Origin of the sequence: Actinomadura viridis (assembly GCF_015751755.1) — a bacterium.
GTDB lineage: Bacteria > Actinomycetota > Actinomycetes > Streptosporangiales > Streptosporangiaceae > Spirillospora > Spirillospora viridis.
In genome coordinates this window covers 3,606,842-3,625,354 of record NZ_JADOUA010000001.1, presented here as the reverse complement: position 1 = coordinate 3,625,354, position 18,513 = coordinate 3,606,842, and the positions used below count along the sequence as shown (strand labels likewise).

At 71.5% G+C, this 18,513-nt stretch carries 16 protein-coding genes; 8 read left to right on the top strand and 8 right to left on the bottom strand.

What is annotated here, in order from left to right:
- The first annotated feature begins 70 nt into the window (after window positions 1–70).
- From IW256_RS16365 to IW256_RS16355, 3 genes are all read left to right on the top strand, one after another.
- Window positions 71–1,300, top strand: coding sequence for an acetyl-CoA hydrolase/transferase family protein (locus tag IW256_RS16365; protein WP_197011803.1), 1,230 nt, complete (start codon window positions 71–73; stop codon window positions 1,298–1,300).
- An 82-nt stretch (window positions 1,301–1,382) separates the two neighbouring features.
- Entirely contained in the window at window positions 1,383–2,459 is a 1,077-nt protein-coding gene (locus IW256_RS16360; RefSeq protein WP_197011802.1) for an RNA ligase (ATP), read from the top strand.
- Window positions 2,460–2,585: 126 nt separating this feature from the next.
- Window positions 2,586–3,701 carry a sporulation protein gene (locus IW256_RS16355; protein WP_197011801.1) on the top strand — a complete coding sequence of 372 codons (1,116 nt, stop codon included), beginning with the start codon at window positions 2,586–2,588 and terminating at the stop codon, window positions 3,699–3,701.
- A 124-nt stretch (window positions 3,702–3,825) separates the two neighbouring features.
- Here IW256_RS16355 and IW256_RS16350 read toward each other — a convergent pair whose 3' ends face one another.
- The gene (locus tag IW256_RS16350) at window positions 3,826–4,872 is read right to left on the bottom strand and encodes a sporulation protein (protein WP_231403811.1); all 1,047 of its coding nucleotides are present in this window, start codon (window positions 4,870–4,872) and stop codon (window positions 3,826–3,828) included.
- A 178-nt stretch (window positions 4,873–5,050) separates the two neighbouring features.
- Here IW256_RS16350 and IW256_RS16345 point away from each other — a divergent pair, with 178 nt between their 5' ends.
- Both IW256_RS16345 and IW256_RS16340 read left to right on the top strand, forming a co-directional pair.
- Window positions 5,051–5,437, top strand: a complete 387-nt coding sequence (locus IW256_RS16345) for a BlaI/MecI/CopY family transcriptional regulator (RefSeq protein ID WP_197011800.1) — start codon at window positions 5,051–5,053, stop codon at window positions 5,435–5,437.
- Window positions 5,434–6,315: a M48 family metalloprotease gene (locus IW256_RS16340; RefSeq protein WP_197011799.1), complete on the top strand. Its 882-nt coding sequence runs from the start codon at window positions 5,434–5,436 to the stop codon at window positions 6,313–6,315. The genes IW256_RS16345 and IW256_RS16340 overlap by 4 nt, the downstream gene beginning before the upstream one ends.
- On the opposite strand, the gene IW256_RS16335 is transcribed toward IW256_RS16340, so the two are convergent.
- Entirely contained in the window at window positions 6,302–7,900 is a 1,599-nt protein-coding gene (locus tag IW256_RS16335; protein ID WP_197011798.1) for an MFS transporter, read from the bottom strand. The two genes, IW256_RS16340 and IW256_RS16335, sit on opposite strands and share 14 nt — an antisense overlap.
- Before the next feature lie 177 nt (window positions 7,901–8,077).
- Here IW256_RS16335 and IW256_RS16330 point away from each other — a divergent pair, with 177 nt between their 5' ends.
- Window positions 8,078–8,530, top strand: a complete 453-nt coding sequence (locus tag IW256_RS16330; protein ID WP_197011797.1) for a pyridoxamine 5'-phosphate oxidase family protein — start codon at window positions 8,078–8,080, stop codon at window positions 8,528–8,530.
- Window positions 8,531–8,558: 28 nt separating this feature from the next.
- Here IW256_RS16330 and IW256_RS16325 read toward each other — a convergent pair whose 3' ends face one another.
- On the bottom strand, window positions 8,559–10,541 hold the full coding sequence (locus tag IW256_RS16325; protein ID WP_307828911.1) for an APC family permease: 1,983 nt from the start codon (window positions 10,539–10,541) through the stop codon (window positions 8,559–8,561).
- A 408-nt stretch (window positions 10,542–10,949) separates the two neighbouring features.
- Between IW256_RS16325 and IW256_RS16320 the strand changes: the two genes are divergently transcribed.
- Window positions 10,950–11,360: an HIT family protein gene (locus tag IW256_RS16320; RefSeq protein ID WP_197011796.1), complete on the top strand. Its 411-nt coding sequence runs from the start codon at window positions 10,950–10,952 to the stop codon at window positions 11,358–11,360.
- 6 nt (window positions 11,361–11,366) lie between these two features.
- Window positions 11,367–11,924 (top strand): hypothetical protein, encoded by a 558-nt coding sequence (locus IW256_RS16315; RefSeq protein ID WP_197011795.1) that lies wholly within the window; start codon window positions 11,367–11,369, stop codon window positions 11,922–11,924.
- 30 nt (window positions 11,925–11,954) lie between these two features.
- Here IW256_RS16315 and IW256_RS16310 read toward each other — a convergent pair whose 3' ends face one another.
- Genes IW256_RS16310 through IW256_RS16290 form a run of 5 tightly spaced genes read right to left on the bottom strand, consistent with a single transcriptional unit; the run spans window position 11,955 to window position 18,082 of the window.
- Window positions 11,955–13,061 (bottom strand): putative PEP-binding protein, encoded by a 1,107-nt coding sequence (locus IW256_RS16310; RefSeq protein ID WP_197011794.1) that lies wholly within the window; start codon window positions 13,059–13,061, stop codon window positions 11,955–11,957.
- Window positions 13,058–14,200, bottom strand: a complete 1,143-nt coding sequence (locus tag IW256_RS16305; protein WP_197011793.1) for a pyridoxal phosphate-dependent aminotransferase — start codon at window positions 14,198–14,200, stop codon at window positions 13,058–13,060. The genes IW256_RS16310 and IW256_RS16305 overlap by 4 nt, the downstream gene beginning before the upstream one ends.
- Window positions 14,193–15,113: a TauD/TfdA family dioxygenase gene (locus IW256_RS16300; protein ID WP_197011792.1), complete on the bottom strand. Its 921-nt coding sequence runs from the start codon at window positions 15,111–15,113 to the stop codon at window positions 14,193–14,195. The genes IW256_RS16305 and IW256_RS16300 overlap by 8 nt, the downstream gene beginning before the upstream one ends.
- The gene (locus tag IW256_RS16295; protein WP_197011791.1) at window positions 15,110–15,700 is read right to left on the bottom strand and encodes an NUDIX hydrolase; all 591 of its coding nucleotides are present in this window, start codon (window positions 15,698–15,700) and stop codon (window positions 15,110–15,112) included. The genes IW256_RS16300 and IW256_RS16295 overlap by 4 nt, the downstream gene beginning before the upstream one ends.
- A 33-nt stretch (window positions 15,701–15,733) precedes the next feature.
- Window positions 15,734–18,082 (bottom strand): hypothetical protein, encoded by a 2,349-nt coding sequence (locus tag IW256_RS16290; RefSeq protein WP_197011790.1) that lies wholly within the window; start codon window positions 18,080–18,082, stop codon window positions 15,734–15,736.
- Window positions 18,083–18,513 lie beyond the last annotated feature (431 nt).

The window sequence follows — 18,513 nt, the reverse complement described above, 5'->3', positions numbered from 1 at the left end:
CGACCCCCCGACTCCGCCCCCCGACTCCGTATCCGACTCCGACTCGTATCCCCGGCCTGGAGGCCCCCCGATGCGCATCATGTCCCACTCCCGCCTGGCCACCGTCCTGTCGGGGCTGCCCGGCGTCCCGAGGGTGGTGGCCGGCGGCAACTTCGCCACGCCCCGGCGGGCGCTGGCGATCCTGGACGCCGCGCTGCCGGAGTACCGGCTGTTCATGCTGAACGCCCAGGGCGAGCCGCCCGACCGCGACGGGGTGACGCTGGAGACGCCGTTCGTCGGGCCGGGCATGCGGGGCCGGCGGAACCTGCGGTACTTCCCCTGCCGGCTCTCCCTCGTCCCGCACCTGCTCGGCGGTTCCCTGCCGCCCGACGTCGTGGTGGTCCAGACGTCGCGGCCCGTCGGCGGAACGGTCTCGCTGGGCATCGAGGTCAACGTCCTGCCCGCGGCCATCGAGGCGGTACGGGCCCGCGGCGGGCTGGTGATCGCCCAGGTCAACCCGCGGATGCCGTACACCTACGGGGACGGGGTGATGGCCGTGGAGGAGTTCGACCACGCCATCGAGGCCGACGAGCCCCTGGCCGTCCCGGTGCCGCGCGAGCCCGGCGAGGCGTCACGCGAGATCGGGGAGCGGGTGGCCCGGCTCGTGCCGGAGCGGGCGACCCTTCAGCTGGGCATCGGCGCGGTCCCGGACGCGGTCCTGGCCTCGTTGCGCGAGCGCCGGGGCCTGGCGATCTGGTCGGAGATGTTCAGCGACGGGGTCCTCGCGCTGGAGAAGGCCGGGGCTCTGGACGAGACCCCGATCACCGCGTCGTTCGCGTTCGGCGGCGAGGAGCTGTACGCCTGGGCCGACCGCAACGAGCGGATCCGGATGCTGCGGACGGAGAAGACCAACGATCCGGGGCTGATCGCGCGGCGGCCCCGGCTGGTGTCGGTGAACTCCGCTCTGCAGGTGGACCTGTTCGCGCAGGCCAACGCCAGCCGGGTGAACGGGGTGATCTACTCGGGGTTCGGGGGCCAGACCGACTTCGTGGTGGGCGCGCTGCACTCCCCCGGCGGCCGGGCGATCATCGCGCTGCCCTCCTGGCACCCCCGCGCCGACGTCTCGACGGTGATCCCGCGGCTGGCGGGGCCGGTGACCTCCTTCCAGCACAGCTTCATCGTCAGCGAGCAGGGCACGGCGGCGGTCTGGGGGCACGACGCCTCGGCCCAGGCGCAGCAGATCGTGGACCGGGTGGCCCATCCCTCGGTGCGCGAGGAGCTGCGCGAGGAGGGCCGCCGGCTCGGCTTCGCGCTTCGCTGACGGCCCGGCCGGGGGGTAAATCGGTTGCCCGCCCGATCCGCCCGTTGGGACCCTGGCCGCGGTCTCATCGAAGGGAAACGCCATGTCGACGCTGCGCGTGACGGCCGAGCGGCTGACGATCCATCCGCACGAGAACGCCGACGCGCTCGAACTCGCCCAGGTCGGTCTGTACCGGGCGGTCGTGGCCAAGGGCCGCCACCGCACCGGCGACTGGGCCCTGTACATCCCCGAGGGCGCGCTGCTGCCGGACGGGCTCATCGAGGAGCTGGGGCTGACCGGCAGGCTCGCGGGACCCGGGAAGAACCGGGTGAAGGCCGTCCGGCTGCGCGGGGAGCTGTCCCAGGGCATCGTCTGCCTCCCCCGGGCGCTCGCCGGGACGGACCTGGCCGCCGCGCACGCCGAGGGCCGGGACTTCGCCGCCGACCTGGGCGTCACCAAGTGGGTGCCGCCGATCCCGGTGCACATGTCCGGCGCGGTGCTGCCCGCCCCCGACCTCGTCCCGTGGATCGAGATCGAGGACGTCAAGCGGTACCCGGGGATCTTCGAGCCGGGCGAGCCGGTGGTCGCCACCGAGAAGATCCACGGCTCGGCGTGCCTGTTCTCCCTCGCCGGCGGCCAGGCGCTCGTGTCGTCCAAGGGCTTCGGCGCCAAGCGGCTCGCCCTGGCCCGCGACCCGAAGAACCTGTACTGGCGGGCCATCGAGGCGTACGGCGTGGCGGAGGCGGCCGGGAGGATCGCCGCGCTGCTCGGCGCCGACCGGATCGGCGTGTTCGGGGAGGTCTTCGGCCGGGGCGTGCAGGATCTGGCCTACGGGACCAGCGCCACGGGCGAGCGCGTCGGGTACGCCGTGTTCGACATCGCGGTGGTCTCCGCGGACGGCGCGCCGCGCTGGCTCGACCCGGGCGAGCTGGACGGCGTGCTGGCCGAGACCGGCCTGCCGGGCGTCCCCCGGCTGTACGAGGGGCCCTACGACGAGGCGGCCCTCATGGAGCTGGCCACCGGCCGGGAGACGGTCTCCGGGAAGGCCGAGCACCTGCGCGAGGGGCTGGTCGTACGCCCCGCCGCCGGACGCTACAGCCCGGTGACCGGCGGCCGGGCCATCGCCAAGTTCGTCTCGCCCGCCTACCTCACGCGCAAGGGCGGGACCGAGTACGAGTAGGGCGAGGCCGCCACCGAAACGCCCGGATCGCCCGCCGCCCCCGGCATTTTCTGCTACAAGTGTAGTAGTAGTGCCGGGGGCCGGTCCGGTGCCGCCGGTGGCAGGGCACAACAGAAGAGAGAGTTGATGGTGTTCAAGCAGCTGCTGGGTGCCTTCGGCGCGGGAGGCCCGTCCGTCGAGACCGTGGTGGCGTCGCCCGTCCTCCGTCCCGGCGAGTACCTGCCGGGTCACGTACGGCTCCAGGGCGGGGACCACGAGGTCCATGTGCACCGGCTCACGCTCGGCCTGGTCGCCCGGGTCGAGTCCGAGCACGGCGACCACGAGGGCGACCACGTCCAGGAGTTCCACCGCGCCGAGATCGCCGGCGGGTTCGTCCTGGGCGCGGGCCTGCCGTACGAGATCCCGTTCCAGCTGCCGCTCCCCTACGAGATGCCGCCGACCGAGATGTACGGGCGGCCTCTGCACGGCATGGTCATGGGCCTGCGCACCGAGGTCGAGATCGCCGGCCACGTCGACCGGGGCGACCTCGACCCGCTCACCATCGTCCCCCTGCCCTCGCAGCAGCGGATCCTGGACGCCTTCGCCGAGCTGGGATTCGCCTTCAAGAGCGCCGACCTGGAGGCCGGCCACGTCGCCGGGGTCCACCAGGAGCTGCCCTTCTACCAGGAGATCGAGTTCTTCGCTCCACCCCAGTACGGAGGGCGGATCGAGGAGGTCGAGCTGACCTTCGTCGCCGGGCCGGGCACCCTCGCCGTGGTGCTGGAGGCCGACCGGCGCTCGGGCCTGTTCTCGGAGGGCGGGGACGTGCTGGGGCGCTTCGACGTCTCCCACGACCAGGCGCTGTACATGGCCTGGGAGCACGAGATCAACATGTGGCTGCAGGCCGTCACCGCCCACCCGCACGAGGGGCATGGCGGTCACGGCGGTCATGGCGGCGGGCCCGGCTGGGGCGCGGTGGCCGCGGGCGCGGCGGGCGGGGTGGCCGCCGGATTCGTGGGCGGCGCGGTGGTGAACGAGTTGCTCGACGACGACGAGGACGGCGAGGACGGTGAGGACGACGACGGCGATGCCTCGGAGGAGATCTTCGAGGACGCCGCCGCGGCGGCCCACCAGGCCGCCTACCAGGAGGCCGTCGAAGAGGCCGTTGAAGAGGCCGTCGAGGACGCCTACGAGGAGGCGTATGAAGAGGCCTACGAAGAAGCCTACGAAGAGGCGTCCGAGGTCTTCGGCGACGAGGACTGAGCACCTCCGCCTCGGGCCCTCCCCTCGAAGCGGGCGCGCGTCCGGCGGCGCGTGAACTCGACCGCCCCCGGGGCGCCGGAGGCGGGCGAGAGGGGCGCGCCCTGGCGGGGGCGCGCCCCGGAGGTCAGTCCTCCTCGTCGTCCTCGAAGATCTCCTCCATGATCTCGCCGGCGACCATGCCGCCGGCCACGCCGACGGCGACGCCCGCCGCCGCGCCCGCGGCCACCCCGCCCCAGCCCGGGCCCCGCCTGTGCCCGTGCCCGTCATGGTGGCCGTGGTGGCCGTCGTAGTGCCCGTGCTCCCCGTAGTGGCCGTGGGAGCCCCCGGCCGGGACGCCGGAGTGGCCTCCGGCCAGCGCGTCCAGCCAGCCCGCCAGCTCGGCGCCCCAGTCCGTGGCCGCGGCCTCCTCATGCCCCAGCCGGACGCTGAGGATCTGGTCGGACGAGCCGAACAGGCCCGACCGCTTGTCGGCCTCCAGCACCACCGCCAGGCCGCCGGGGTCGGCGACGAAGGTCAGCTCGACCTCGTTGATCCGGCCGGCGTACGCGGGCGGCGGGTAGAACTCGATCTCCTGGTAGAACGGCAGTTCCTGCACGACGCCGTGGATGTGCCCGTGCTCGACGTCGGCGCTCTTGAACGTGAACCCGGCCCGTTCGAACCCCTCCAGGACCCGCTCCTGGGAGGGGAGCGGGACCACCGCGACCGGGTCGAGGTCCCCCTTGTCGACCGCCTTGGCCACCGCCAGCTCCGTGCGCACGCCCATCGCCATGCCGTGCAGCGGCTGCCCGTACACCTCGGTGACCGGGGTCTCCCAGGGGACCGGGAGCCGGAACGGGATGACCCGGTCCTCCTTGGCCGCCAGCCGGAAGGCGCCGGCCACGTCCGCGCGGTGGAACTCCACCACGCCGCCGGACTCCCCCTCCTCGTGCTCGATCTCCATGCGGGTGACCAGGCCGAGGGTGACCCGCTGCACCTCCACCGCGTAGTCGGCGGCGGTGACGCGCACCTCACCGGCCAGTTCCTCGCCGGGGCGGCAGCGCGGCACCGCGAGCACGGTGTCGACCTTCGGGCCGCCCACCCCGAGCGCCCCCATCATCTTCTTGAAGACCACGACGCGTCCTCTTTCGCGCTCCGGCGCCGTCCCGGTGACGGCGCCCACGGACCACCTCATACTATTACGCTTGTAGTTGCTCGTCGGCGCGCCGCCGGGAAGCCGGCCGCGGCGCGCCGGGCCGAGGGCGCCGCCGCGGCGCCGGTTCCGCCGCCGTTCAGCTCCCGTACCCGACGCCGCTACGCTGCCCTCACGCGCACGATGATCAGGCGGGCGGAGAACGGTGGAGGTGAGGCCCGTGTCACGACGACCCCTGGGGCAGCTGGAGGCGGAGGTGCTGGCCGCGCTCGCCGCCGCCGACGGCACGGTCTCCACCGCGGACCTGCGCGCCCGCATCCCGGGCGACCCCGCCTACACCACCGTCAACACGATCCTGTTCCGGCTGCACGCCAAGGACCTGGTCACCCGCTCCCGCGCGGGCCGTCACTACCTGTACGAGCTGGCGGTGGACGAGTCCCGGCTGGTGGCCGACCGGATGCGCGACCACCTGCGCCACGCCAGCGACCCGCCCGGCGTGCTGAGCCGGTTCGTCCAGGACCTGACGGCCGACGAGGAGCACGCGCTGCGCGAGATCCTGAACCGGTCCGCCCCCGTCCCCCTTCCCGAGTCCGAGGACGAACCGTGATCTGGCTGACGTTCCTGCCCGCGGCCCTGGCGCTCACCCTCGGCGTCGCGCTCGGCGCGGCCTCGCTGCCGCTGCACCCGTCCTGGGCCGCGCGTCTCCTGGTCACCGTCGCGGCCACCACCACCGTGGCCACGATCGGCACGCTGGTCTTCGTCACGGTCAACTACGCCGCGACCCTGTTCCCCCGGGCCGCGGCGCGGCTGCCCGAATGGGCCCTGTTCGGCGACGACCGGCCGGTGCCCGCCGCGCTGGGCGTTCCGGCCACCGCCCTGACCTGCCTGGGCGCGGCCACCGCGGCCCGGCTCTCGGCCCGCTGGGCCCGCGAGGTCCGGCGCGCCCAGCGGATCTCCCAGGGGGTCGTCGAGTCCGACACGCCGATGGCGCTGGCGGTCCCCGGCCGCGACGGCGGCGTCCTGGTCTCGCGCGGGCTGCTGCGGGCCCTGGACCGGGCGCAGCTGCGGGTGGTGTTCGAGCACGAGGCGTCCCACCTGCGCCACCGGCACCACCACTACCTCGCGCTCGGGGCGCTGGCCGCGGGCACCGTCCCCCCGCTCCGGCGCCTGAACACGCGCCTGCGGTTCGCGCTGGAACGCTGGGCCGACGAGGACGCGGCCGAGGCGATCGGCGACCGCACGCTGGTCGCCCACACCATCGCCCGCGTCGCGCTGGCCCACTCCTCGCGCGCGCCGGAGCCGCCGCCGTTCCCCGCCTTCACCGGCTCCGGCGTGGTGCAGCGCGTGGAGGCGCTCCTGGACACCGCCCCCGGCAAGAACACCATCTCCGGTCCGGTCATCCTCGGCGGCGCCGCCCTGGCCACCGGCCTGCTGGTCTCCAGCGCGTGGCAGCTGGACCACGCCCTGGGCCTCACCTTCCTGTAGGCCCGCCCGGGTCGCACCACCGGCCCGGCGGCGACCGGCGGCGGTCGCGGCCGTGCGGCCCGCGCCGGGACGGATCACCGGCACGGCGCCCCCGGGCGGGCCCGTCGTCGTGCGGGGCCTCGGCCCGCTGGTCCTTCCCGCCGCGGGCTCCGTCCGCCGGGCGGCGCCCGCCGTCCTCCGGGACGCCCTGGACGCGGTCCCGGACCGGCTCCCCGCCGCCCGTCCCGCGCAGGGCGTCCAGGACGTCGCGCCGGATCGGGACCCCCGGCCGGTCGTCCATCTGCCGGAACGACACCACCCCCATGACGAGGGTGAGGAGGCCGGCGAGCAGGATCACCGCGTTCGACCCGTCGAAGCGCACCTCGAAGGTCGAGACGCGGAACCGGTGCGGGCCGATCGCGCCGGCGATGATCGGGGCCATGGCCAGCACCAGGATCAGCACCACCCGCACCATCGTCTGCAGGAACGCGAACGTGCGGCCGCGCAGCCGGTCGGCGACCTCCAGCCCGACCAGGGTGTAACCGATCACCCACGCCATCCCGGCGAACGCCCCGACCAGGGCCGTCAGGAACACCACCAGGACCAGCTCGGCCAGCGCGGACACGGCGACGAGCGCGGCGCCGGCGGCGGCGAGGCACATCCCGAACAGCCGGCGCCTGCTGAAGCCGCGCAGCAGCCGCGGCCCGGCGAACATGCCGCCGGCCATCCCGGTGAACACGGCGCCGAACAGCACGCCGTAGGCGGCGTCGCCGCCGTGCATCGTCCCGACGAACACCCGGGCGACCCCGATCACGGCCCCGCCCGAGGCGAACGCCCCGAGCATGCCCAGGACGAGCCCGCGCACGAGCCGGTCGTGCCCGATGTAGGACCATCCCTCGCGGATCTGCCGGAACAGCCCGGGATGCTCCTGCGCGGCCCGGCCCGGCGACCGGATGACCTTCAGCCGGGTGATCGTGTACGCGGAGAACAGGAAGGTGGCGGCGTCGGCGTACAGCGCCACGTCCACCGGGTGGACGGTCACGCTCCCGGCGCGCTCCAGCAGGCCGCCGACGGTGGCGAGCAGGGAGAACAGGACGGCGGCGACCGGCGCGGTGCCGTAGGTGGTCACCAGGCTCAGCCGGTTGGCCGGTTCGAGCCGGTCCCGTGGCACCAGGTTGGGGACCGTGGCCTCCTTGGCCGGGATCCAGAAGATCGACGCGCACTCGGCGAGCAGCGTGGCGGCCAGCAGCCACCACCACGTCCCGACCAGCGGGATCGAGGCGTACATCGAGAACCGCACGAGATCCGCGATGATCATGATCCTGCGGCGGTCGAGCTTGTCCACCCAGGCACCGGCGATCGGGCCGAGCAGCAGCGAGGGCAGCAGGCGCACGACCAGCACCGCGCCGACCGCGAAGTTGGCCAGCAGGTAGGAGCGGCCCCCGTACGAGGCGGCCAGCGCGGTCGTCGCGAGGATGCCGAGCCAGTCGCCCAGGCTGGAGAATCCCAGCGCGATCCACAGCCGCCGGAACGGGACGATGGCCAGCAGGTCCTTGAGCGGGAAGGCCGCGGCCGGTTCCCCGGCCCTCTCCCCCGGTGAGACCACGGCGCCTCCTCACCCGTGCGTCGACGGCACCCCCTCCCAGCCTTCCCCTGAGCGGGCCGCGGGGAAGGGGCCTTGGGCCCGGCTCGGGTGACGATGGTCCCTGTGCCGTCCCGGACGGGGCCGTTAGCGTGGATCGCGTACGCCCGCACGCACGGGCCCGCCAGCACGGGAGGCATGATGCCCGGCGATCCGCCCGCCCCTCCGGAAGAGCAGGAGCCGCTCGACCAGGCCACCTGCCTGTCACTGCTGTCCTCGGTGGACATCGGCCGCATCGCCTGGGCCGACGACTCCGGCGAGGTGGTGGTGCTGCCGGTGAACTTCACCGTGGACGGCGACAGCGTCATCGTCCGTACCGCGGCGGGGGCCAAGCTGGACGCGGTGCGCGCGGGCCGGCCCATCTCGTTCGAGGCCGACGACGTCGAACCCGCCCTGCGCTCCGGCTGGAGCGTCCTGGTCACCGGCCCGGCCGACGTCGTCGACGACACCGGGCGGGACGGGCTCGCCGAGCGCCTGCCGGCCCCGTGGGACCGTTCGCCCAAGCCGTACCTGATACGTCTCCACGCCCACCGGATCACCGGCCACCGCCTCCCCCTGCGCGCCGGGGGCGTCACGGTCGAACGTCCCGACTGACCCTGGCCGCGCGAGCGGGCGGGGCGGGTCAGGGGCGCAGCCCGCGACGGCCGTTCACGGCCCTGTGCTCGGGCGGCTCGGGGCGCCCGGCGGCCGACGGGAGGCGCCAGGGGACGCTGGTGACCATGATCCCGGGCCGGTAGTGGAGGCGGGCCTTGAGGCGCAGCGCGCTCTGGTTGTGCAGCAGCCGCTCCCACCAGTGGCCGACGACGTACTCGGGGATGAACACGCAGACGGCGTCACGGGGGCTCCGGCGGTGGATGCGTTCGACGTAGTCCAGGACCGGGTCGGTGATGTCGCGGTACGGGGCGTTCAGCACGGTCAGCGGAACGGGGACGGCGTGTTCGGACCACTGCCCTTCCAGCTCCTCGATCTCGGCCGCCGAGGTCCGCACCGCCACCGCGTTCAGCGTGGAGGGATGGGTCGCCCTCGCGAACGCCAGCGCCTGCATGGTGGGGGTGTCGTACCGGTTCACCAGGACGACGGCGTGGATGCGGCTGGGCAGCGCGACGGGCCCGGCCGGGGGCCGCAGCGCGCCCTCCAGCCGCGCGTAGTGCCGGTGGATCCCCTTCATCATCACGAAGATCAGCGGGATGGCGATGACGACGATCCAGGCGCCGTGGGTGAACTTGGTGACCAGCACGACCACCAGGACCAGGGCCGTGATGACCATCCCGCAGGCGTTGATGAGCCGGGCCCGCCGGATGCGCCGGAGATCGGCCCGGGAACCCTCCTCGCGGGCGGCGGCCAGTTCGGTCGTCCAGTGCCGGACCATGCCGGTCTGGCTCAGGGTGAAGGAGACGAAGACGCCGATGATGTAGAGCTGGATGAGCCGGGTGGGCGAGGCGTCGAACACCCAGATCAGCACGCCGGCGCCGACGCCGAGGATGATGATGCCGTTGCTGAAGACCAGGCGGTCCCCCCGGCGGGAGAACTGCCGGGCCAGGTGACCGTCGGCGCCGAGGATCGACGCCAGCACGGGGAAGCCGTTGAACGCCGTGTTGGCGGCCAGCACGAGGATCGCGGCGGTGAACCCCGCGACCAGGAAGAACAGCCAGGAGCCCTCCCCCGACACCGCCGCGGCCACCTGCGCGATGACGGTCTTCTGCTGGTACCCGGCCGGCGCCCCGATGAGCTGCCCCGGGCTCGCGGCGATCCGTACGTCGGCGACCAGGGCCAGCACGGTGATCCCGGCGAAGATCGCGATGGTGATGGCCCCCATGATCGCCAGGGTGTCGGCCGCGTTCTTCCCCTTGGGCCTGCGGAAGTACGGCACGCCGTTGCTGACGGCCTCCACGCCGGTGAGCGCGGTGCAGCCCTGGGAGAAGGCCCGCAGGACCAGCGCGAGCGCCAGCCACCCGGTCGTCCCGTGGGTGCCCTCGATGCCGAAACCGGCCGACGTGGCCCGCGGGCGGTCGCCCAGGAGCGTCCGCGCCACCCCCCACAGAATCATGATCATGGCGACCACGACGAATCCGTAGGTGGGGATCGCGAAGATCCTGCCGGACTCCCTCACCCCGCGCAGGTTGACCATGGCCAGCAGCGCCACCGCCGCCAGGCAGATCTGCACGGCGTACGGGGAAAGCGACGGGGCGGCGGACACCACGTTGGCGACCCCGGCGGCCACCGAGACGGCCACGGTCAGCACGTAGTCCACCAGCAGCGCGCTGGCGGCGGTGAGCGAGGCGTTGACCCCGAGGTTCTCCCGGCTGACCGTGTAGGCGCCGCCGCCGCTCGGATAGGCCCGGCACGTCTGCCGGTACGACACCACGATCACGGCCAGCAGCACGATCACCGCCAGGGCCACCCACGGCGCGAGGTGGAACAGCGCCAGCCCTCCCAGGCTCAGCGCCAGCAGGATCTCCTCGGTCGCGTACGCGTTGGAGGACAGCGGGTCGCTGCAGAACACCGGCAGGGCGAGCCTCTTGGGAAGCAGCGTCTGACCCATCTGCTCCGTGCGTAGCGGGCGGCCGACCAGGAGCCGCTTGGAGAACCGGAGAGCGTCGCGCACAACCCTTCATCCCATCCCGCGCCGACTCGGGCATCGGACGCGGCACGCGCGGATTTGACCGTACGATCCGCGACTTTGAACCACCATCGGCCAAGTGACCGCCCCCGGACACCGGCTGAGGGGCCGCTCGTTCGGCAAGGTCGCGCAGGCGGCCGGGACGATCCACTCGACCAGGCCCCTCCCGAGGCCCGCTCATGATCTCCATGAGGGCCGGTGACAACGTCCGAGCCAATAATTCACCGACATATGACTAGATTTCAGATTGTCATGCTGATAGGAGACGGATAACGATGAAGGACTCCGGCGATGAGCGCGTTTCCCTCGGCTTCCGGAGTGGCGATTCCACCGGCCGCCCCACCAGGGAGCGGTCTATCATCGGAGGCAACCGGCACGGAGAAAGGTGATCAAATGGAAGGCGAGGATTGCATCATCTGCTCACCGGCACCCGGCAGCCTCTTGCTCAGGGAATCCCGGGGGGTGGTGCTCCTGGACGATCCCGTACGCGTCGGACATGTCCTCGTGGGTGCGTCGGAGCACGTCGACGGGCTCCATGACCTGCCTCCGGCGGTGGCCGGGGACGTGCTCTCCCTCGCCGCCGACATGGCCGCCGAGATCGTCGGCCTGACCGGCGCGGAAAAGGCCTACGTGGCGGCGGTCGGCGACAAGGACAAGCACTTCCATGTCCACCTCGTGCCCCGCTACGCCGGCGACGCCGGTCTCGGCCCTCACATCTTCGGCTCATCGGGATGGGTGGGGACCTTCGGCTCGGACCCCTCGGCCGTGACGGCGGAGGACCTGCACGCGCGGCTTTCGCGGTAGCCGGGGATGGAGGCGCCCACGGTCGTCACGCTCGACGGCGTGACGGGCGCCGGCAAGTCCGAACTGCTCTCCTACATCAGAGAGCACCCGTCGTCACGGTATGTCGTCCCGTCGAAGCTGACCACCCGCCCTCGCCGCCGGACGGACAACTCATGGGAGTTCCTCTTCGTCAGGACGCTTCCCGGAACCCCTGATTTCCTGGAGTGGGGATCGGTTCGCGCAAGATACGCCGTGGCGCTCGATATCCTGCACGAAGCCGCCGCGGACGCCAGGACCGCCGTCTTCATCTGCACCGACCTTGACGCGGTGACATCACTGGCCCGCCGGTTCAGCCTGCTTCACATCTACCTTTTCCGTCCCTTGGAGCACGACGACCTCCTCAGAATCCTCCGGCGGCGCGGAACGGACCCGGACCAGATTCGCGCCCGGATGGCCGAGCACGCCTCGCTTGGCGAGGATTACCTCGCCAAGCTTCCCTTCGTCTCGGCGACCATTCTGAATATCGGCGACATCGCCTACCTGCGCCGGCAGTTCGACACGTTGATGGGCTCACCGGCCGCCTAGCCCGGGATCCGCCTGGACCCGCCTGGACCGTCAAGCCTTCGGACGAGGCACGATGGCGCGCCATCTGGCCGCGAGCGGCGCGGGGCAGGAGATCGCGGGGACGCCGAGGCCGGCGATCTGCTCGGCGAGTTCCGGGGACGGCCGCAGATCCAGGCCCAGGGAGTACTGCGCCCGGCCGCCCGCGGCGGTCGCGGATACGCGGGCGATCAGGGCGGCGACGCCCTCGCTGATGCGGCATGGCGACATCACCTCGCTGTTCACGACGTCCCTGTCCCAGGCGACGCTGAACTGCGTCAGGTCGTTCAGCCCGATCTCGACGAGTGAGCAGTACGGCATGATCCGCCCCAGGCAGAGCGCCGCCTCGGCGCACTCCACCGTGACCCCCAGCCGGTCGGTCAGGGGGGCCATCCTTTCGGCGAAGCGTTCGAACTCGTGGGCATGCGCGTACATCGGCAGGACGACGGTCGGAGCCCGGCCCAGGTCCAGCGCCTCGACGAGGTGGAGGAACTCGGCGACCACCGCGTCCTCGGACGCGATCCGAGCGCCTCGACGGCCGATCCTCGGCTCCCCCGGCGCCGGGCGGGGATTCCGGTCGAAGAACCTGACGGCCGGCGTGGCGTGACCGCGCGCGCCGATCTCACGGAGCAGGTCGCGGGCTCGTCCCGCCCCCATCCTGACGACGTCCTCGATGTCGAGGACGGCGATCCCGTCGGCGTCGCCGGCGGCCTGGAGGTCGGCGGCCGTCTCGAGTTCCGCCAGGACGTCGATCCGGGCAGACACCGTGCGCCCGGCCGGTCCGTTCGCCGCCCCGCCGGAGCCGCGCCGAGAGCGGAGCCGGCCTTCCTCGAAGTCGACGACGACGCGCGCACCGTCTTCCAGGCGCGACGTGTCGACTCCGGCGAGTACGGGAGGGCCGAGCCTCCATACGGCCGAGGCTTCATGCGAGTACATGCTCACCGGCTCCGGGGTGAGGACGGCGCGGACCGTCGCGGGCACGTCTCGGGGGCTCAGCGCGGTCACCCGCGGAACGACCCAGATCGTGCCGTCCTCCTCGCGTTGCGCGCACCGCGACGCCTCCGGCTCCTTGCGGACCACCCCGGCAACGGTCCCGAAGCCGTAGGAGAGGTGTCCGCTCATGGCGTCTTGGCCATGGCCGGTTCGCACATCCGCCGCAATACCTCGCAGGCGGCGGTGACGTCCCCCGTGGGACGCGCGAGCGGCACCCGGAAGAGCCGATCGCCCTTGGCCGAGTTCCAGTAGTAGTTCTGCGCCGGGAGCACTTCGACACCGCCGCGGCGGCATACCTCCCAGAAGCGATGCGCGTCCGTCCCTTGGGGGACGCCCAGGAGCTCCATGGGGACGTTGCGGCAGTCCCCATGGTGCTCGAACCCGCCGCCGTCGACGAGCCGATGCACGACCCTGCGGTTCCTTTCGACCGCCGCCCCGACGGTGGTGCGGAGCCCGCGTTCCTGGGAGTCACGGATGAAGGCCGTCAGCACGCTGAGGTGGAACGGCGACACGTTGAGCAGCAGCTGGTCGTGGAGGGTGTAGAGGTCCGCCGCGTACCGGGCCGAGGCGACGCTGATGCCCACCTTCATGTCGTGCAGCGACCAGGTCTTGCCGGTGTCCTCGACCACCAGATGGTCGGCGCCGCTGGACCGCAGCACCCCGTACATGTCCCATTGGGTGAGGGAGGGCGCATGGGGCCTGAAGCTCGCGTCGACGATGAGCGTGTAGTCCCTGGTGCGGCACTGTGCGGCGAGTTCGGCGAACTGCTCCTCGGTGAGACAGAAGCCGGTGGGGTTGTTCGGCAGCACCACCCAGAGGGCGGCCGGGCCCGGGACACGCGGCAGCCGGTCCGCGGTGGCGAGGACCGATTCCTCGACCGCGATGATCGGGACCTCCTCGTACTGAAGGAAGTGCCGGATGTTGTCGAAGACCGGCTCGATGAGGAGCACCGGCAGCGACCGCCGCCGGCAGACCTGAGCGATCATCTTCAGGGCCGAGGACGCGGAGAAGGTCAGGAACAGGCCGGGCGCGTCGAGTGCCGAGCGCTGGCCGCAGAGACCGAAGAACGCCTCCAGCAGCTCCGCCTCCAGATCGCCCTGGCTCCGCCGTTCCAGGCCGTGGAAGAGATCGGGCAGGGTCGCGATGATGGACCGCTGGACCGCGTCCAGAGGGATCCTGGCATGCCCGTCCGAAAGGTTGACTCCCCCGGCGAGCGCCAGCCGTTCGTATTCGGTGTTGGTCAGGCCCGCACGGGCGGCTTCAGGCATGGACGACTCCAGGGGAGCACCACCGGGCCTGCGCGGGGTCGGCGAGCACCAGCGCTCGCTTGACCCAGCGTTCACCGGAGCCCTTCGACGGGTCGAAGCCGGTGCGCGCGTGGATCGCCCGCCGGTTGTTGAAGACGAGCAGGTCACCGGCTTGGAGGACCACGTCGTGCCTGACCTTGGCGGCCTCGCGGGACACCAGCGAGACGATCCGTTCGGTCGCGGTGCCGGCCACGGTGTAGGCGGGGTCGTAGATGATCTCGAGTCCCTGCCGGGTGGTGCTGAGCGTCGGCACGCTGAACTCCTGGTCACCGGCCCCTTGGAAGGAGTCGTCAAGGCTCAGCCTCACCGGTGTTCCCGTGAGGAGTTCCCGTTCCTGGCGGGAGAACCGCATGTCCTCGCACCGGGCCACGGACGTGACGACATCCGGCCCGCCCCGTAAGCACAGCAGGATGACCCAGTCCGGGCGCGTCGGGTGGCAGCCGTCCTCCACGTGCCATTCCAGCCGCGAGCAGCCCGTGCCCAGCTGGGTCGGTGCGTCCTCCGGGATGTAGTGGACGTCATGGACATGCCTCGGGTCGGCTTTCCCGTCGATCGTGAACAGCACGCCGAGGCTCGCCGCGACGGCGCCGATGACGGCGTCGGCGACGGGCAGGGACGGTGCCGCGCCTCGTTCGTGCGGGGTCGCGGGCAGGGGCTCGTCGAGCCGCACGCCCGACAGCAGGCCCAGGCCGTACGCACGGACCGGCTCGAGCCACTGGCGTAGGGGGGCGCCGGCCCGGCCGGCGGCGAGGTCCCGGCAACGGTCCCAGTAGGCGCCGTACCCGTCCTCCGGTCCGGCCGCGCTGGCCGCGCAGGCGTCGTAGAGATCGCGTGCCTGGACGGCCGGCAGCGTGCGATGGGGCATGGCGCTCATGCGTCATCCCTCCAAGCCCGGTGGAAGGTGTCCTCCATGATCGCCCGCTCTTCTTCGAGCATGCTGGCCCGTCCGAGCCGGTACTCCAGTTCCATGTCCTGGATCCGCCCGACTTCCCGGAACCGCAGGAGGTCGTCCGCCGGCAGGGACAGCAGGTGGATCATCTCTCCCGGGTCGGCGCCGGCGGTGGCGGTGTCCGAGAGCCCGCCCGCCCAGTAGAGGTAGACGGCCCAGTCGATCTTGCTCAGCGGCTGCCATGCCGCCCACAGGACGAGCCTGCTCGCGGAGAGGGCGGCCTCTTCACCCAGTTCCCTGGCCGCCGCGTCCTCGGGGGTCTCCCCGTCCTCGATCCGGCCGCCGATCGTGTGCAGCCGTTCCCGGACGCCGGGCTGCCGTTCCGAGGCGAGGAGGACCTGCCGGTCGGGCGTGACGGGCAGCACGAGCACGGTGTCGCGCCGCGTGAGCACCTCGTAGCGGCGGGAACTTCCATCGAAGAGCCGCTGTTCCCACTGCCATGCCTTGAAGATCGGCCCGTCATGGACCACACGCGCGTCGGCCGGACGGCGGGTAAGCGCTTCGGGGCGCATTCACCAACTCCTCATGATGGGTGTCATTTCATCTCATTGACGCCGGCCCGCGACCCAGGACCAGATCCTGGAACTGATCTTGCGCAGCGGCCCGAGGGCGCAGAAGCTGATGAGCAGGGAGCCGACGACCGTTCCGACCGCGCCGTAGAGATAGGACTGCGCCTTCCATTTGTCGGCCTCTCCGGCGGCGACGACCAGGGTGGCGAACACGCTCGAGAGGGTCAGCGCGAGTACGAGGTTGTTCATGAGCATCTGCTCGCGCAGCGAGGATTCTCCCTGCGCCGTCGTCATTCTCGTGCGCATGTACTCGTAGTCGGCGTCCATATGCATGATGGATCTTAGGGTTTCGTACTCCCGCCGGTAGAAAAAGTCGGCCAGGTCCAGGTCATAGACCTCCGATAGTTCGGTCGAGAGATTCTGCGCCGCGCGCAGGACCCGCCGCAGATCGTTCGTCGTGTCGATATTGTCGTGAAATCGTCCGAGCAGGGCCCGCACGGAGGCGAAAGCGACGTCCAGGTAGACCTGCCAGGCGAACCAGCGCAAGATCGAATGGTTGGGATATCGTTCCGACCCGCGCGGGTAGAGCACGTATTTGCAGCCCTCCTGCGGGTTGTAGAGAGTGAGCCCCAGCATGTCGGCGCCGTGGGCGTTCCCGACGCTCAGGCTGCGGAAGTCGACCGTCTCGCTGGTGGAGAACGCCTCGGCCGGGCTCATGTGGTCGGTCAGGAAGACGGCCCTGTGCAGGACGCGCTCGAACACCCGATCGTCCTCACCCGCGCACCACCCGGCCCAGGGGGCGTTCGTTCCGCCGGGCCAGTCGACGAGGTAACAGACACTTCCCACGGAGCTCTGCCGCAGCCCCTTCACGGCGGCATCTCTGGACGCCGCCAGCCGCCTGCCCTTCGCGCCGCAGGCCCTGACCGCCAGGTCGACGGCCAGTCCCGAAAGCAGGCCGGCCAGGGTGGCGGCCGGCGCGGTCATGCCCAGATGGCCGGCCAGCGGCCCACGGATCCCGTACTCGTTCCTGGCGCGCCGCACGGTGCCGGCCCGCGCCAGATCCTGCGTGATCTCCCCGACCTCGGTGATGCTCGGCTTGCGCGCCTTCAACCGCCCGCCCGGCCCGGGTTCCACCGGGACGACGACCACGGTGAGTCCGACGGTGCTCCTGAAGCGGGTGGAATTGGGCAGGCGGCTCAGGCTCAGCAGCGGCACCGCCACGAGCGTGGGAACCTCGTCCCGCGTCAGCACCGCCGAGGGCAGGATGATGGTGTACAGGCGCCGGCCGTACTTCTCCCGGAACAGCTTGGTGCGCCGGATTCCCATGAGATACAGCAGGTTGTATTCAAGGAGTCTCAGGTCGTCGGCGAAGTCGCCGTCGTGCCGCCTGTCGACCAGGAACTCCCGGCACCACTCGGTGCCGCCGGGGGTGACATAGGTCGACACGAAGTCGCCTCGTTGCGCCTCGGCGTGCGTCCCGGTGTAGTCGAGCGTCGCCGACAGCGCAGGGCGCAGGACGTTCATGCGCGCACCGGAGTCCCGCCGCGACGCCAGGGCCGCCTGCTCCTCCGAGTGCGGGAATAATTCCGCGTGCACCCGGAGGATGCTCTTCAACCTCCCGCCGCCCGCGACGAATCTTTCAATCCTGCGACTCGCCCTTGAATCGCCGCCCCGCCACTCGAAGTGCTCGTTCGCCAGTATGTTACTGACCGGCAGATCGATCGCGGCGGTGCGCGAGATCAACGTCCATTCCGCGTTCTTCGCCAGCCGCACGAGCCCGCCGTGATATTTGAGGCTCTCCTCGAACTCGGCGGCCGGGTCCTCCCAGCTGAAGGCCAGTTCCGTGCCGGAGTCGGAACGCACGTACACCGCGTACTTCTCGTAGTCGGTGCGCACGATGATGCCGCAATCGCGATAGGCCGGATCCGCCGCGCCGGGAGGGGCGCACTCGCCGTCGTACCCGAAGGCCAGGACCTCCCCGTCGACCACCAGGCGCGCTCCCGACTCGTCGACCGCTTCGAGATCCACCGTCTCGCCGAGGAGTGCCTTGAACTCCGCCGCCGCCACCAGGGCACCGATGGCACCGCCCGGGGTCGCGCTTCGACGCAGGCGGACGTAGACCGACATCGCCAGCCGGCTCCCGACGGCGGGCGGCCGCCATCCGGAAGAATAGAACGCGCGCACCAGGTCCCGGACGTCCACGAGTATCAAGAGCCACCCCCAGCGCCCCGCCACTTCGAGATGCGACCCGAGCCGAACGCCCCTATAACGCCTTCCGAAGAAAAAGAGGCCGCCGAAACTCGCCCCAGCGCCTCTCCCCGGCCCCAGCCGCTCAATCGCGCTCATCGTAGCGTTGCGTTCGGCACGAATGAAGACCCTATTCAACGATCAAATCCTGATCAACTCATGACCCATTCCGGCCAAACCCGAGTGTTGATCAGCGTCTTACTTTCGTTCTGTCTCAGAAACATCGCAGGTCCGCTGAGCGGCGCCTGTTTAGGAAACGGCCCACGGTGAAGGGACGAGAGGACCTGCACTTGGGAGAGGACAGGCGTCGCCGTCCGGTCATGGCCACCCGCGACCGGACGACGGAACGAGAAGGGCTCCTGGCCAGGGTGAGGCATGGTCCACACCGGGGCCGGAGGCCCTCCCGTCATTCGACGACCGCTGATGACATGTCCCCTGTCACCAAGGTCCCCGACAGGCCGCCGTCGGCCAAGCGGCGGCCACCCGGGGCACCTGCTCCGGGGTGGTCACCATCGCTCACCGGACGGGGACCCACACGTTGACTCGCGGCGAGTTGCCGCCTTTGAACT

Excerpts from the sequence above, each read along its gene's own strand:
- IW256_RS16360 (WP_197011802.1), top strand. The coding sequence starts at position 1,383 with ATGTCGACGCTGCGCGTGACGGCCGAGCGGCTGACGATCCATCCGCAC.
- IW256_RS16355 (WP_197011801.1), top strand. The coding sequence starts at position 2,586 with ATGGTGTTCAAGCAGCTGCTGGGTGCCTTCGGCGCGGGAGGCCCGTCC.
- IW256_RS16330 (WP_197011797.1), top strand. The coding sequence starts at position 8,078 with ATGCCCGGCGATCCGCCCGCCCCTCCGGAAGAGCAGGAGCCGCTCGAC.
- IW256_RS16310 (WP_197011794.1), bottom strand. The coding sequence starts at position 13,061 with ATGAGCGGACACCTCTCCTACGGCTTCGGGACCGTTGCCGGGGTGGTC.
- IW256_RS16315 (WP_197011795.1), top strand. The coding sequence starts at position 11,367 with ATGGAGGCGCCCACGGTCGTCACGCTCGACGGCGTGACGGGCGCCGGC.
- IW256_RS16365 (WP_197011803.1), top strand. The coding sequence starts at position 71 with ATGCGCATCATGTCCCACTCCCGCCTGGCCACCGTCCTGTCGGGGCTG.
- IW256_RS16350 (WP_231403811.1), bottom strand. The coding sequence starts at position 4,872 with ATGAGGTGGTCCGTGGGCGCCGTCACCGGGACGGCGCCGGAGCGCGAA.
- IW256_RS16300 (WP_197011792.1), bottom strand. The coding sequence starts at position 15,113 with ATGAGCGCCATGCCCCATCGCACGCTGCCGGCCGTCCAGGCACGCGAT.
- IW256_RS16295 (WP_197011791.1), bottom strand. The coding sequence starts at position 15,700 with ATGCGCCCCGAAGCGCTTACCCGCCGTCCGGCCGACGCGCGTGTGGTC.
- IW256_RS16305 (WP_197011793.1), bottom strand. The coding sequence starts at position 14,200 with ATGCCTGAAGCCGCCCGTGCGGGCCTGACCAACACCGAATACGAACGG.
- IW256_RS16320 (WP_197011796.1), top strand. The coding sequence starts at position 10,950 with ATGGAAGGCGAGGATTGCATCATCTGCTCACCGGCACCCGGCAGCCTC.